Here is a 13253-nt window from a genome sequence, read left to right on the forward strand (position 1 = left end):
GGTTCCACCCGGTTCCACCGGGACCCGCTGGCGCCGACCAAGATCAACAACGGCAGAATGGCCGGTATGTCGACAACGAACACCCTTCGTACCGCCGTGCCCGACGACGCCCCCGAGATCGGGAGCCTGCTCGCCCGCGCCTTCGACGACGACCCGATGATGCGCTGCTTCTTCCCCGACGCCACGACCCGACAGGCGTCCATGGAGCGGTACTTCACGACCGTCTTCGGCCGTCAGTACGTCCACCACGGGCTCTGCGAGCGCACCGCGTCCGCCGCCGCGTTCTGGGTGCCCGCCGAGGACCAGGCCAAGGCCGTGCCCGACGCCGACACCGTCCAGGAGCTCCGGGCGATACTCGGGGACCGCGCCGCGCTGTTCGGGCGGACCGTCGAGGCCGCCGCCGCCCACACCCCGGCCGAACCGCACTGGTCCCTCGCGCTGATCGGTGCCGACCCGGCCGCCCAGGGGCAGGGCCAGGGAGCCGCGCTGCTGCGCTCCGGCCTCGCGCGGGCCGACGCGGCGGGCATGCCCGTGTACCTGGAGTCGTCCAAGGAGTCCAACGTCCCGGTCTACGAGCACTTCGGGTTCAAGGTCCGCGACGAGCTGACGGTGCCGGCCGGCGGGCCGGTGCTGTGGACAATGTGGCGCCCGGCCGCGGCCTGACCCCGACCCGGGGCACCCGGGCCCCACGTTGATGTCGGATTTCCGCCAGCCGTGCCGCTCACCATGCCCGATGCTGGAGCCATGTCCACCGAAAAGGCTCACGGCACGGATCGCGGCACGGTTCAGGGCACGGCTCCCGGCCCGGACCGCCCCACCACCGCCATGCACCTCGACACCGAGCGGTGCGTGCGGGCGGTGCAGGCCAAGGACACCCGGTTCGACGGGGTGTTCTTCACCGCCGTCCTGACCACCCGCATCTACTGCAGGCCCGGCTGCCCGGTCGTGCCGCCCAAGCCGGAGAACATGGTGTTCCACCCGAGCGCCGCCGCCTGCCAGCAGGCCGGATTCCGGGCCTGCAAGCGGTGCCGCCCCGACACCACCCCCGGCTCCCCGGAGTGGAACCGGCGCGCCGACGTCACCGCCCGCGCGATGCGGCTGATCGGCGACGGCGTCGTGGACCGGGACGGCGTGCCGGGTCTCGCCCGGCGCCTCGGCTACAGCGAGCGGCAGGTCGAGCGCCAGCTCCTCGCCGAGCTGGGCGCGGGCCCCCTCGCCCTCGCCCGCGCCGGGCGGGCCCAGACCGCACGCCTGCTCATCGAGACGACCGCGCTGCCCATGGCCGACATCGCGTTCGCCGCAGGCTTCTCCTCCATCCGCACCTTCAACGACACCGTTCGCGAGGTCTTCGCCCTCACCCCCGGTGAACTGCGCACCCGCGCGCCCAAAGGCCGCCCGACCGCCCGCGGCGGCGCGCTCACGCTCCGGCTGCCGTTCCGCGCCCCGCTCAACCCCGACAACCTCTTCGGACACCTCGCGGCGACCGCCGTGCCGGGCGTCGAGGAGTGGCGCGACGGCGCGTACCGGCGCACGCTGCGCCTCCCGTACGGGCACGGCATCGTGGCCCTCACCCCGGGCACGGAGCACATCGGCTGCCGGCTGATCCTCACCGACCAGCGCGATCTGACCGTCGCCATCAGCCGCTGCCGCCGGCTGCTCGACCTCGACGCCGACCCCGTCGCCGTCGACGACCAGCTGCGCACCGACCCGCTGCTCGCGCCCCTGGTCGACAAGGCGCCGGGCCGCCGCGTGCCGCGCACCGTGGACGAGGCCGAGTTCGCCGTACGGGCCGTGCTCGGCCAGCAGGTCTCCACCGCGGCCGCCCGCACCCACGCAGGCCGTCTCGTCCTCGCCCACGGCGAACCGGTCGACGACCCCGAGGGCGGCCTCACCCACCTCTTCCCGGACCCCGCCGCCCTCGCCTCGCTCGACCCGGAGTCCCTCGCCCTGCCGCGCAGCCGGCGCACGACCCTCACCACGCTCGTCCGCCGGCTCGCCGACGGCGAGCTGGCGCTGGGGCCCGAGTCGGACTGGGCCGAGGTCCGCGCCCGGCTCGCCGAACTGCCCGGTTTCGGGCCCTGGACCATCGAGGCCATCGCCATGCGGGCCCTCGGCGACCCGGACGCCTTCCTGCCCACCGACCTCGGCATGCGCCGGGCCGCCCAGGAGCTCGGCCTGCCCCACACCCCGGCGGCCCTCACCGCGCGGGCCGCGGCCTGGCGGCCCTGGCGCGCGTACGCCACTCAGTACCTGTGGGCCACCGACGACCACCCCATCAACTTCCTGCCCGCGTAAGGGAAGCGCCACATGAAGCAGCACACGAAGCAGCAACATGCGAAGCAGCACCACATGAAGCAGCACCACATGAAGCAGCACCACATGAAGCAGCACACCGTCATCGACAGCCCCTACGGCCCGCTCACCCTCGTCGCCACCGGCGGGACCCTGTCCGGCCTCTACATGACCGACCAGCGCCACCGCCCCGCCGAGGAGACCTTCGGGGCCCGCGACGAGCGTCCCTTCGGCGCCGTCATCGACCAGCTGAACGCCTACTTCCAGGGCGAGTTGACGGAGTTCGACCTGCCGCTCGACCTGGCCGGCACCCCGTTCCAGCGCTCCGTCTGGGCGCAGCTCCGGCAGATCCCGTACGGCGAGACCCGCACCTACGGCGAACTCGCCGAGGCCCTCGGCAATCCGGCCGCCTCCCGCGCCGTCGGCCTCGCCAACGGCAAGAACCCGGTCGGCGTCATCGTCCCCTGTCACCGGGTGATCGGCGCGAACGGCGACCTCACGGGCTACGGCGGCGGCCTCGACCGCAAGCGCCGCCTGCTCGACTTCGAGCGCGGGACGGCCCTCTTCTAGCCTCGGGGCCCGACGACAGCCCTAGGCTCCGGCGAGTTCGCCCAGCAGGCGCGGCAGCGCCGTGCCGATCGGCTCCCGCACGACCTCGTCGGCGACGTCGTCGTACGGGGTCGGCTCGGCGTTCACCACCACCAGGCGGGCGCCGTGCTCCGCGGCCAGCCCGGCCAGGCCCGCCGCGGGCTGCACCTGGAGGCTGGAGCCGACCGCGAGGAACACCTCGCAGGCCTTGGTGATCGAGACCGCCTCGGCGAGCACCACCGGGTCGAGGCGCTCGCCGAACATCACCGTCGTCGACTTGAGGATGCCGCCGCAGAGCGGACAGCCGGGATCGTCCTCGCCCGCCTCGACCCGGGCCAGCGCCGCCTCCATCGCGCCGTGCTCCCCGCACTCCGTGCACACGAACCGCCGCGCGGAGCCGTGCAGTTCGAGCACCTTGCGGGCGGGCAGCCCGGCGAGCTGGTGCAGCCCGTCCACGTTCTGCGTGAGGACCCGGACCGGGACGCCGGACGCCGACAGGCCGGCGATCGCACGGTGCGCCGCGTTCGGCTCGGCGGTCAGCGTCTGCGCCCGGAGCCGCACCTGCCAGGCGCGGCGCCGGATCTCCGGGTCGTTCATGTAGTACTCGTACGTGACGAGCTTCTCGGCGTCCGGATCCTTGCGCCACACCCCGTTCGGACCGCGGTAGTCGGGGATGCCGGAGTCCGTGCTGATGCCGGCGCCGGAGAGGATCGCAACCAGGGTCATGGCGCCCACCGTAGGTCAGGGGGCCTCGGTCGCGTCCACCGGTTTCGGGATGAGCAGCGAGGCGAACAGGGCCGCGACGATGAGGACGAGACCCGCCACGACGCCGGCGCTGTAGCCCCCGACGGACGACCCGTCGGACGGGGCGACCGCGTTCACGGCCGCGTAGAGGACGACGAAGCTCAGCCCCGCGCCCAGGTTGAAGCAGCCCGCGTTCAGGCCCGGCAGGAAGCCCGGGTTCTCGTGCGGGGAGAGCAGGATGCCCAGACCGTTGAGCATGATGTTGACCGTGCCCGCGTAGGTCACGCCGAGCAGGATCGACGAGGTGAGGAGCAGGCCCGACGAGCCGGTGTGCAGGGTCAGCAGCGCCAGCACCGTGGCGGCGGCCGTGGCGACCAGGCCGATGCGCAGGACGCGGCCGTAGCCGTACGTCGCCGCGAGACGGCCCGCGAGGGGGCCCATGGCCAGGCCCGCGAGCGCGTACGGGGTGAGCGTCCACCAGGTGGCGCCCTGGGCGCCGAGCCCGAGGCCGACCGCCGTGTCCTGGGCGAAGCCGGGCAGCAGCCCGTTCATGATCGCGAAGACGCCGGTCATGGTGAGCATCGTCGACAGCAGCAGCGACCAGGTGGCGCGCCGTTTCAGCAGGTGCGTGGTGACCAGCGGATGCTTCGCACGGTTCTCCATCCGCCAGAACGCCCAGAACGCGAGCGCGGCCAGCACGGTCAGGCCGGCCGCCAGTGCCCAGTTCGCGTCGCCGAGCTTGCCCGCCTCGTTGAACGCGATCAGCAGCGCGCCGACGGAGACGACGAGGAGCGCGACGCCCGGCCAGTCCATCGGCGGCCGCTCGTCGGCCCGCGACTCGGGCGCGAAGAACCGGACGAGCAGCGCCGCGAGGGCGGCGAAGGCCGTCATGACCCAGAAGATCGAGGCGTAGCCGTGGTGTTCGGCGAGCGAACCGCCCGCGAACGAGTCGACGCCGGCGATGCCGCCGTTGACGGCCGTGACGACGCCGAGCAGCGTGCCGTACCGCTTGGGGTCGGGCACCTCGACGCGCAGCATGATCAGCGCGAGCGGGATCGTCGGCCCGGACGCGCCCTGGACGACGCGGCCGACCGCGAGCATCCCGACGGACCCGGCGAGCGCGGACACCACGCAGCCGACGGCCATCAGGACCATCATCGCGGTGAGCACCCTGCGGCGGCCGATCAGGTCGCCCAGGCGCGGCAGGAACAGCGAGAACAGCGCGGCGGCCGTGAAGAAGGCCGTCTGGGTGACGCCGATGGCGGAGTCGGTGGTGTGCAGCTCCTCGGCCATCGTGCTCAGGGCGGGGCTGAGCATCGAGGCGTTGAGCTGGAAGGCGAAGCTGGCCGCGAGCAGCGCGACCATGAGGGCGCCGACCCGGGCCGGGCGTCCCGCGCGGGGATCGCCGGCCGGGGTGTGGGGGGAGGCGGCGACGTTCATGCTGCGGGGTCTCCGATGCGGACGAGGGCGTCCACGACGAGGTCCCAGAACCGGTCGTGGTCGAGGTCGACGGCGACCTGGGTGTGGCAGTCGGCGGGCGCGGGGGAGCGCAGGTCGGTCACCGTCATGCCGAGGGTGAGCGCGCCGCGCAGCTCGATGTCGACGGGCGCCCTGCGCACGGTCATCACGGCCGGGTCGATGACGTACGCGACGGCGCACGGGTCGTGCACCGGCGGGTGCTCGAAGCCCTGATTCTCGCGGTACGCCTCGCGGAAGAAGTCGAGGAGCTCCAGGACGAAGCGGGCCGGCTCGGTGCCGACGGCCCTGATCCGTTCCTCGACGGCGGGGGTGGCCAGGGCCTGGTGGGTGAGGTCGAGGCCGACCATGGTCAGCGGCCACTTCTCGTTGAAGACGATGTGCGCGGCCTCGGGGTCGATCACGATGTTGAACTCGGCGACCGCGCTCCAGTTGCCCTCGTGGAAGCCGCCGCCCATCAGCACGACCTCGCGGACCCGCTCGACGATGCGCGGCTCCTTGCGGGCGGCCAGCGCGATGTTCGTCAGTCCCGCCGTCGGCACGAGGGTGATCTCGCCCGGCTCGTGCGCCATCACGGTGTCGATGATGAGGTCGACGGCGTGCCGGCCGTCGAGTCCGAAGGCGGGCTCGGGCAGATCGGGACCGTCGAGGCCGCTCTCGCCGTGGATCTCCGGCGCCGTCTCGATCTCCCGGACCAGGGGGCGCGGACAGCCCGCCGCGAACGGGACGCCGGTGATGCCCGCGATCGCCGCCACGGACAGGGCGTTGCGGGTCACCTTCTCCAGGGTCTGGTTGCCGACCACGGTGGTCACGGCGACGAGGTCGACGTCCGGGTTGCCGTGCGCGAGCAGCATCGCGATCGCGTCGTCGTGCCCCGGGTCGCAGTCGAGGATGATCTTCCTGGCCAACGGTTCGAGCCCCTTTGCTCCGGTGGAGAAAACTGTCCACGCAAAGCTCACCGGGCGCCACACGAGTTGTCAACGCGCGTAGATGACCAAGTCCGGAGGTGCTGCCTTGTGCGGACCTCCGAAAACCGGAGGGGGTCGTTCAGGCCACGGGTTCGCCGTTCTCCAGCTCCACCGCGCCGCTGCCGCCGTCGAGCACGTCGAGCGCGGCGGCCACCCGGCCCCCCAGCGGGCCCGGCAGGTGCGCATCGAGCTCGGCCCGCGCCACGAACCGCCACGACAGCAGCTCCGCCTCCTGGAGCCTGATCGCCGTCACCTGCTCGGGGGCGAGGACGCCGCCGTCGTAGAGGTACGCCACCAGCGGCGGGCGTCCCGCGCCGGGCACCCAGTCCACGGCGAGCAGCCGGCCCGGCGCGACGTCGAGCCCGATCTCCTCCAGCGTCTCGCGCCGTGCGCCCTGCCGCGGTGTCTCCCCGTCGTCCGACTCCACGGTGCCGCCGGGCAGCGCCCAGCCCTCCCGGTAGTTCGGCTCGACGAGCAGGACCCGGCCGTCCCCGTCCCGGAACAGGGTGGCGGCGCCGACCAGCACGCGGGGCAGCCCGGCTATGTATGTGGCGTAGTCAAGGGTGGTCACCGGGCCACCCTAACGACGGGGGCGCGGGGCGGGCGTGGGCGTAGGACGCGGTTCGCCGCGGTCTTCTGGAACAGTCCGTACGCGAGGACCGGCAGCAGCAGGTGCGGCCTGTCGGGCAGCGCCGTGGTGAGCAGCACGGCGCTCGCGCTGCTGTTGTTCATCCCGCACGCCAACGTCACCGACGAGGCGGCCGGGGCGTCCAGGCGCAGGGCGCGGGCCGCGATCCGGCCCACCGCGAACGACAGCGCGCACACCGCGCCGGCCACCGTCAGCGCGGCGGCCAGCAGCAGCGGGCGCGGGTGGGCGAGGAAGGAGGTCAGGGCGCCGCTGGCATTGGCGTACGTCAGGACGAGGGAACCGGCGAGGGCCGTCGGCACGACCCCGGTGAGGAGGCGGCGCAGCCACGACGCGGGCAGGGCGAGCCGGCAGCCGATGCCCGCCGCGCACGGCAGCACCACCCCGCTCAGCGCGAAGCCGCCGCTCGACGCGTGCCCGGCGGCGGCCAGGCTGCCCGCGTAGCCGCCGCTGAGCAGCGGGGTCAGCGCCCGGACGGTGACCGGGACGGTGAGCGGACTGAGCAGCGTGGACGCCAGCACGAGGCCCACCATCGTCGGCTGGTCCCCCTGCCCCTTGCCCGTCCACACGGTCGCGCCCGCCGCGACCGGCATCGCCACGATCAGGATCATCGCGGTGACCAGACCGCTGCCGCCGTCGCTGTCCGGTGTGCGGCGCAGCACGAAGGCGACGAGCGGCACGATCAGCAGCGGCGCGGCCAGGTGCAGCGCGAGCCCGGCGAGCAGGGCGCGGGGTCGCCGTACCAGGCGGCCGAGCGCCCGTACGGGGACCTGGACGCCGGCCGCGTACAGCACCAGGCCGAGGAGCAACGGGGTGATGTGCAGCGGGAGTTGGTGCAGCGGACCCGGACCGGACGGATGCGGGCCGCGCAGCCACACGCCGGGCCCCGGCAGCAGCGCGGCCAGCAGATAGGCGACCCCGACGGCCCGCCCGAGCCGTCGGCGCAGCCAGGAGGCCAGGCGATCGGAGGAGGAGGGAGCGGGGGAGGGGGAGGGGGAGGGGGAGGGCGTGGCGGAGGGTGCGGAGGAGGAAGCGGGGGCGGGCGGGACGGTCATGGCAGCGATCGTCCACCGGTGGGCCGCGGCACGGGCCGGATGCCGCGCGGCGGTCAGGATGCGTTCAGGTTCGGGGGCGGGGGCCGGTGTGGTCGGCCGGTGGATCGGCCGTGGTGGGGGCGGCGGTGGTCGGCTGGTGGCGGGGTGGCTGCGGATCGGGTGCGGCGGGGGTCGGCCGGTGGCGACGGGTCGGGTGCTGCGGGCCGTCCGTGGTCAGCCGGTCGGCAGGGTGACGGTGGAGCGCCCGCGAGGGTGCGCCGGGGTCGCCCGGCGGCAGGGTGACGGTGTAGCGCCCGCCGGGGATCGCCGTGGTCAACCGGGTGGCAGGGTGACCGTGAAGCGGGCGCCGGGAGCGTGGTCGGGGTCGTGGGTGACGTCGCCTCCGGCGGAGCGGGCCAGGCGGCGGGCGAGGGGGAGGCCGAGTCCCGCGCCGTGGTGGCCGTCGTGCGGGTCGGCGCGCTGTCCCGGCCGGAACAATTGCCCGGTGAACGCGGCGGGTACGCCCGGGCCGTCGTCGGTGACGTCGATGCGGACCCGATCCGGCTCGCCGCCGACGCGGACGACGACGCGGGTGCGGGCGTGGCGCAGGGCGTTGGCGAGCAGCGGGCCGACGACGCGTTCGAGGAGGGCGGGGGAGATCCCGGCTCGCGGTGGGCGTGCCGCCACCAACTCGACCGAGAGGCTCAAGTGGGCGGGTGCGTACGTGAGTTGGGTGAGGCCGCTGAGGGTTTCCAGGGTGTCGGAGGTGCCGGTGGCGGTGCCGCCGCCGGAACCGGTCGCGCGGGCCTCGTCCAGGAGGGTGTCGCAGATGGTGCGCATGGACTGCGCGGCCGCGTCGATCGCCGCGTGGCCGGTGCGGAGCTCGGCGGCCGACCGGGGACGGGAGCGCAGCCAGTCCACCTCCGCGACGATCCGGCTCAGCGGGGTGCGCAGTTCGTGCGAGAGTTCCCCGGTCAGCTGCCGCTCATGGCGCAGCAGCGCACGGATCCGGTCCAGGAGCGCGTCCAACGAGCCGCCGAGACGGTCGAGTTCGGCCGGATGGCCGGCGTCCGAGAAACGGGCGTCGGAGGTCACCGCGCTCCACTGCGCGGCCTGCTCGGTCATGGCGTGCACCGGGCGCAGCGCGCGCCCGACGGCCAGTCGCGTCACGGCGTAGGTGCAGCCCAGCATGACCGCGTCGAGGGCGAGCGAGCCGAGCAGCAGGGTGTCGGCCGAGCTCCGGTAGGGCGCCAGGTCGAGGGCGGTGACGACGGTGACCGCCCCGCCGGTGCGGGCCACGGTCCTGGCGCACAGCCGGACGCCGGCCGGCTCGCTGGCGGTGACGCAGCGCCGCCCGCCGGGCCCGGCGAGGTGCGCGGCGATCCGGGTCAACCGGGGTGCGGGGGACGGGGGTTGTTCGAGCGGCCGGGCCCCGTCGTAGATCCACACGTTCGCGTCGAGGAGCTGGTCGTCGGCGGTCTCCAGGACGCGTACGGGGACGTGGCCGGTGTCCACGGTGGTGGCGGCCGCCGCGGCGCGCGTGCGCAGGGCGTCGTCGGCCTGCCGGCGCAGGTGCTCGCGGGCGACGGCGTTGAAGACGAGGGTGAGCAGCACCATCACGAGCGTGGCGGCGGTGAGCGCCACCAGGGAGAGCCGGCCGCGCAGGGTGCGCGGCGAGCGGCCTTTTCTGATGAGGCGGTTGGCGGAGGCGCGGCGGTTCACGACAGGCGGTGGCCGATCCCGCGCGCCGTGCCGATCGTCAGCGCGCTGTCCGCCGCGCGCAGCTTCCGGCGCAGCCGGGTCAGGTACTGGTCGAGCGTGTTGTCGCTGACCCGGGCGCCCTCGGGCCAGCCCGCCCGGACCAGCTCGCGGCGCCGCACCAGGTCCCCGGACGCCGCGAGCAGCGTGGCCAGCAGCCGGAACTCGGTGGGCGTGAGATCGACCGGGCGGCCGTGCACGGTGCAGCGGTGCGCGACCGGGTCCAGGGTCAGGTCCCCCGCGGCGGCCGCGGTGTCAGGCCCGGCCCGGCGCAGCGCGGCGCGCAGCCGGGCCGCGAGCTCGGCGAGGTGGAAGGGCTTGGGCAGGTAGTCGTCGCCGCCCGCCGCGAACCCGGCGAGCCGGTCCGCGAGTCGGTGATGGGCCGTCAGGAAGACGACGGGGGAACGGAATCCGGTCGCCCGCATCGCCTGGCACACGTCCCGGCCGTCCGCGTCGGGCAGTCCGACGTCGAGCACGGCGGCCGCCACCCCGTCGGTGGACAGCCGCAGCGCGGTCGCGCCGTCGGGCGCGCACACCGTGTCGAAGCCCTCGTCGCGCAGCCCGCGCACCAGCACGTCACGCAGGGCGTGATCGTCCTCCACCAGCAGAATCCTGTGGCGCACGGTCCTCCAGCGGCAAGGGGGCGCGACCGGTCGCGCCCGCGACGAGACGGTCCGGCAGCCACCAGGCCGCCGCACACAGACACAGCCCCAGCCAGCCGACGCCGAGCAGCCAGCCGCCGAGCACGTCGGAGATCCAGTGCACGCCGAGGTAGACCCGGGTCAGCCCGACCAGCAGTCCCCAGCAGGCCACCACCACGACGAGCGGCGCCCGGCAGCGCGGGGCGCGCAGCAGCAGGGCGACGACGAGCAGCCCGGCGGTCAGGGCGGCCGTCGTGGTGTGCCCGGACGGGAAGGACCAGCCCGACGCGGCCGTCCGCCAGTCCGCCTGGGCCGGCCGCTGCCGGTGCACCAGCGTCATCAGGCCGAACCGCACGGCCTGCCCCGCGGCGAGGCAGCCCACGGCGAGCGCGGCCCAGGCCAGCCGGTGCCGGGCGGTGCGGCCGAGCAGGAGCCCGGCCAGGACCACCAGCCCGTACGCGACGACGCCCGTCCCCGTCGCGGTGAGCCCGCGGGCCAGCGCCACCGCGACGGCGGACCGGTGGCCGACGGACCAGGACAGCGCCGCGGCGTCCCAGGCCAGCGGGGTGCCGTCGGCACCGACCACGATCATGGTCAGCACCCCGAACCCGGCCCACGCGCCCAGCCCGACGCTCCCCGCCAGGTCCGCGACGTCGCCGCGGCGCGTCCGTCCCCCGGTCACGTCACGCCACCAGCAGCAGGCGCAGCCGGGTCACGGTGAGCCGGTCGGTGAGCCGCCGCGGCCACCTGCGCACCACCGCCATCAGCAGCGCGCCGACGACGGCGCCCGTCAGCAGCCCGGCCACCACGTCGTGCGGATAGTGCGCGCCGACCCAGACCCGGGACGCCCCCATCGCACACGCCGCCGGCACGGCGACGGCCCCGAGCCGCCGGGACACGAACAGCAGCGCCACCGTCGCCGCGGCGGCGATCGCCGCGTGGTTGCTGGGGAAGGACCAGTCGCCGGGCGCCGGGCACGCCTCCAGCGTGGCGACGTGCAGGCTCCGGCACGGCCGGTCCTCGCGCACCAGCAGCTTCAGTACGTCGTTCAGCGCGTACGCCACCACGACCACCACCGGTACCGCCAGCGCGGCGAGCGCGGCCGTGGGCCCGGACCGCCGCGCCCGCCACCAGGCCACGACCATCAGCGCGGCGAACACCGTGAGCCCGTACGCAGACCAGGCGGACACCGCGTCGTCGAGCCAGCCGGGCGCGTGCGCGGCCAGGCGCGTCACGTCCCGGTAGGCGGCTCCGTCGACCGGCGAGCCGTCGAGGGCGAGAGGGGTGAGGGACGTCATCCGCGGGCCTCCTCGATCTTGGCGCTGCGGCGCGAGCGCAGCAGTTCGGCGGCGAGCGGGAGCAGCGACAGGGCGACGATCACCGCGACCAGGGGCAGCAGGTAGCGGTCCACGTCCGGGATCGAGGAGCCCAGCGCGTACCCGGCCAGGGTCAGTCCGAGGCTCCAGACCAGACCGCCCGCGACCTGCCAGAGCGTGAACGTCCGCGCGGGCACCCCCAGCGCCCCGGCGAGCGGGTTGAGCACCGTGCGCACCACCGGCACGAACCGCGCCAGGACGATCGCCTTCGCGTGCCCGTACCGCCCGAGCAGCTCCTCGGCGCGCCGCGCTCCTTCCTGGAGCCGCCGCGACCCGCTGCGGGCCAGCAGCGCGCCGCCCGCCCTGCGCCCCAGCACGAAGCCGCACTGCGCGCCCGCGAGCGCGCCGACGGCGGCGGCGGCGAGGAGCGGGCCGAGCGAGAGGTGCACGCCGCGCCCCGCCCCGCCGGTGCACAGCAGCCCCGCCGTGAACAGCAGCGAGTCGCCGGGCAGGAAGAAGCCGATCAGCAGCCCCGTCTCGGCGAACAGCACCACACCGACGCCCAGCACCCCGAACGCGGTCAGGAGGGACTGGGCGTCGAGCACGTTCACGGCGAGCTGCGACGATGGGGGGAGGGCAAGGGGTGCGGTCATCGGCGGGATCCTTCGCCTCGGCAGAAGCTGGTGACTACAATCCTGTAGACGGTCTACTGCACTGTAGACGATAGCGGGGTGAGGATCGTTCCCATGACCGACGCGATGGACGAACGCCGGCCGGCCGGCGAGCTGGAAGCCGCCGTGATGGCCGCCCTGTGGGCCGCGGACGCGCCGCTCACACCCGGCCAGGTGCAGGGCGAGCTCGCCTCCGGCCTGGCCCGCACGACCGTGACCACGATCCTGACCCGGCTCTTCGAGAAGGGGATCGTCGACCGGGCGCGTCAGGGCCGCGGCTACGCCTACTTCCCCGTGCAGGACGCGGCGGGCCTGACCGCCCGCCGGATGCACACCGAACTGGACCGCGACACCGACCGCGAGACCGTACTGGCCCGCTTCGTGGCGCAGCTCGACCCCGGCGACGAAGAGGTGCTGCGCCGCCTCCTGGAGGCCGACGAACGGTGACCGTCCTGCTGCTCGCCCTGCTCCTGGTGCCGCTGGCGCTGCCGTTCGCGGCGCCGCCGCTCGCCCGGCGCGCCCTGGACCGGCTCGCGCCCGCCCGCGCGCTGTGGGTCCTCACCGGGTGCGCGCTCGCGCTCGCCGGGTCGTGCGCCGCGGCACTGGGCGCCCTCGTCCTGACGGGGCTCCTCAAGCTGCCGCTGTTCGCCGCGCTCGGCGAACTGATCCACCCGCTGCGCACCCCCTCCGACCTGCTCGTGCTGCCCGCCGCCGCGCTGGCGACCGGGGCGCTCGCGCTCAGCGCCTGCACGCTCGGCCGCTCCGCGCTGCGGCAGTTCGGCGCGTTCCGCACCGCCCGCACCCAGGCGGGCCGGCGCCCCGCCGCGGGCGACCTGTGCGTCGTCGAGTCCCCGCACCCCGACGCGTACGCGCTGCCCGGCCGGCCGCACCGCATCGTCGTCACGACCGCGATGCTGCGCAGCCTCGGCGCCGCCGAGCGCGAGGCCCTCTTCGCCCACGAGCGCGCCCACAACCGGGCGGGCCACCACTACTTCCTGGGCATCGCCGAACTCGCCGCGCACTGCCATCCCGCCCTGCGCGCCGTACGGGCCGACATCCGGTTCGCCGCCGAGCGCGCCGCCGACGAGGACGCCGCCCGCGCCGTCGGCGACCGCGGGC

At 74.9% G+C, this 13253-nt stretch carries 16 protein-coding genes; 5 read left to right on the forward strand and 11 right to left on the reverse strand.

All coding sequences use genetic code 11. The features are described from left to right. Window positions 1-66 precede the first annotated feature (66 nt). The 3 genes from RBJ77_RS01930 to RBJ77_RS01940 all read left to right on the forward strand — a co-directional run bounded on the left by RBJ77_RS01930 (window position 67) and on the right by RBJ77_RS01940 (window position 2862). Window positions 67-663: a GNAT family N-acetyltransferase gene (locus tag RBJ77_RS01930; RefSeq protein WP_372343365.1), complete on the forward strand. Its 597-nt coding sequence runs from the start codon at window positions 67-69 to the stop codon at window positions 661-663. 162 nt (window positions 664-825) lie between these two features. Further along, window positions 826-2295, forward strand: a complete 1470-nt coding sequence (locus tag RBJ77_RS01935) for an AlkA N-terminal domain-containing protein (protein ID WP_372343383.1) — start codon at window positions 826-828, stop codon at window positions 2293-2295. 84 nt (window positions 2296-2379) lie between these two features. Further along, on the forward strand, window positions 2380-2862 hold the full coding sequence (locus RBJ77_RS01940; RefSeq protein WP_372343384.1) for a methylated-DNA--[protein]-cysteine S-methyltransferase: 483 nt from the start codon (window positions 2380-2382) through the stop codon (window positions 2860-2862). Between the two features lie 21 nt (window positions 2863-2883). Here the strand turns inward: RBJ77_RS01940 and RBJ77_RS01945 are convergent, their stop codons facing one another. The 11 genes from RBJ77_RS01945 to RBJ77_RS01995 form a co-directional block, all read right to left on the reverse strand. After that, entirely contained in the window at window positions 2884-3606 is a 723-nt protein-coding gene (locus tag RBJ77_RS01945; RefSeq protein WP_372343366.1) for an NAD-dependent deacetylase, read from the reverse strand. A 15-nt stretch (window positions 3607-3621) separates the two neighbouring features. Beyond that, a complete protein-coding gene (locus RBJ77_RS01950) occupies window positions 3622-5064 on the reverse strand; it encodes an MFS transporter (protein WP_372343367.1) in 1443 nt (480 codons plus the stop codon). Continuing rightward, the gene (locus tag RBJ77_RS01955) at window positions 5061-6008 is read right to left on the reverse strand and encodes a nucleoside hydrolase (RefSeq protein WP_372343368.1); all 948 of its coding nucleotides are present in this window, start codon (window positions 6006-6008) and stop codon (window positions 5061-5063) included. The genes RBJ77_RS01950 and RBJ77_RS01955 overlap by 4 nt, the downstream gene beginning before the upstream one ends. A 139-nt stretch (window positions 6009-6147) precedes the next feature. Continuing rightward, a complete protein-coding gene (locus RBJ77_RS01960; protein ID WP_372343369.1) occupies window positions 6148-6639 on the reverse strand; it encodes an NUDIX domain-containing protein in 492 nt (163 codons plus the stop codon). Further along, window positions 6636-7769: a sodium-dependent transporter gene (locus tag RBJ77_RS01965; protein WP_372343370.1), complete on the reverse strand. Its 1134-nt coding sequence runs from the start codon at window positions 7767-7769 to the stop codon at window positions 6636-6638. Before RBJ77_RS01965 ends, RBJ77_RS01960 begins: the two co-directional genes overlap by 4 nt. A 64-nt stretch (window positions 7770-7833) precedes the next feature. Continuing rightward, complete coding sequence (locus tag RBJ77_RS01970; protein ID WP_372343371.1) at window positions 7834-8085, reverse strand: hypothetical protein; 252 nt, start codon at window positions 8083-8085, stop codon at window positions 7834-7836. Beyond that, window positions 8082-9470 carry a sensor histidine kinase gene (locus RBJ77_RS01975; RefSeq protein WP_372343372.1) on the reverse strand — a complete coding sequence of 463 codons (1389 nt, stop codon included), beginning with the start codon at window positions 9468-9470 and terminating at the stop codon, window positions 8082-8084. Before RBJ77_RS01975 ends, RBJ77_RS01970 begins: the two co-directional genes overlap by 4 nt. Beyond that, complete coding sequence (locus RBJ77_RS01980; RefSeq protein ID WP_372343373.1) at window positions 9467-10129, reverse strand: response regulator transcription factor; 663 nt, start codon at window positions 10127-10129, stop codon at window positions 9467-9469. Before RBJ77_RS01980 ends, RBJ77_RS01975 begins: the two co-directional genes overlap by 4 nt. After that, a complete protein-coding gene (locus RBJ77_RS01985) occupies window positions 10083-10829 on the reverse strand; it encodes a phosphatase PAP2 family protein (RefSeq protein WP_372343374.1) in 747 nt (248 codons plus the stop codon). The genes RBJ77_RS01980 and RBJ77_RS01985 overlap by 47 nt, the downstream gene beginning before the upstream one ends. 1 nt (window position 10830) lies before the next feature. Further along, the gene (locus RBJ77_RS01990; protein ID WP_372343375.1) at window positions 10831-11445 is read right to left on the reverse strand and encodes a phosphatase PAP2 family protein; all 615 of its coding nucleotides are present in this window, start codon (window positions 11443-11445) and stop codon (window positions 10831-10833) included. Beyond that, window positions 11442-12116 (reverse strand): DedA family protein, encoded by a 675-nt coding sequence (locus RBJ77_RS01995; RefSeq protein ID WP_372343376.1) that lies wholly within the window; start codon window positions 12114-12116, stop codon window positions 11442-11444. The genes RBJ77_RS01990 and RBJ77_RS01995 overlap by 4 nt, the downstream gene beginning before the upstream one ends. A 93-nt stretch (window positions 12117-12209) precedes the next feature. On the opposite strand from RBJ77_RS01995, the gene RBJ77_RS02000 reads away from it, so the two are divergent. After that, window positions 12210-12581, forward strand: a complete 372-nt coding sequence (locus RBJ77_RS02000) for a BlaI/MecI/CopY family transcriptional regulator (protein WP_372343377.1) — start codon at window positions 12210-12212, stop codon at window positions 12579-12581. 8 nt (window positions 12582-12589) lie between these two features. Beyond that, window positions 12590-13253: M48 family metalloprotease (locus RBJ77_RS02005; protein WP_372343385.1), on the forward strand; the 664-nt coding region annotated here is incomplete at its 3' end.

Source organism: Streptomyces sp. KL116D, assembly GCF_030766975.1.
Classification (GTDB): Bacteria; Actinomycetota; Actinomycetes; order Streptomycetales; family Streptomycetaceae; genus Streptomyces; species Streptomyces longispororuber_A.

What these genes read in the sequence shown, in the direction of transcription:
- RBJ77_RS02000 (WP_372343377.1), top strand. Translation starts at nt 12,210, where the DNA reads ATGACCGACGCGATGGACGAACGCCGGCCGGCCGGCGAGCTGGAAGCC.
- RBJ77_RS01940 (WP_372343384.1), top strand. Translation starts at nt 2,380, where the DNA reads ATGAAGCAGCACACCGTCATCGACAGCCCCTACGGCCCGCTCACCCTC.
- RBJ77_RS01950 (WP_372343367.1), bottom strand. Translation starts at nt 5,064, where the DNA reads ATGAACGTCGCCGCCTCCCCCCACACCCCGGCCGGCGATCCCCGCGCG.
- RBJ77_RS01935 (WP_372343383.1), top strand. Translation starts at nt 826, where the DNA reads ATGCACCTCGACACCGAGCGGTGCGTGCGGGCGGTGCAGGCCAAGGAC.
- RBJ77_RS01995 (WP_372343376.1), bottom strand. Translation starts at nt 12,116, where the DNA reads ATGACCGCACCCCTTGCCCTCCCCCCATCGTCGCAGCTCGCCGTGAAC.
- RBJ77_RS01945 (WP_372343366.1), bottom strand. Translation starts at nt 3,606, where the DNA reads ATGACCCTGGTTGCGATCCTCTCCGGCGCCGGCATCAGCACGGACTCC.
- RBJ77_RS01990 (WP_372343375.1), bottom strand. Translation starts at nt 11,445, where the DNA reads ATGACGTCCCTCACCCCTCTCGCCCTCGACGGCTCGCCGGTCGACGGA.
- RBJ77_RS01965 (WP_372343370.1), bottom strand. Translation starts at nt 7,769, where the DNA reads ATGACCGTCCCGCCCGCCCCCGCTTCCTCCTCCGCACCCTCCGCCACG.
- RBJ77_RS01930 (WP_372343365.1), top strand. Translation starts at nt 67, where the DNA reads ATGTCGACAACGAACACCCTTCGTACCGCCGTGCCCGACGACGCCCCC.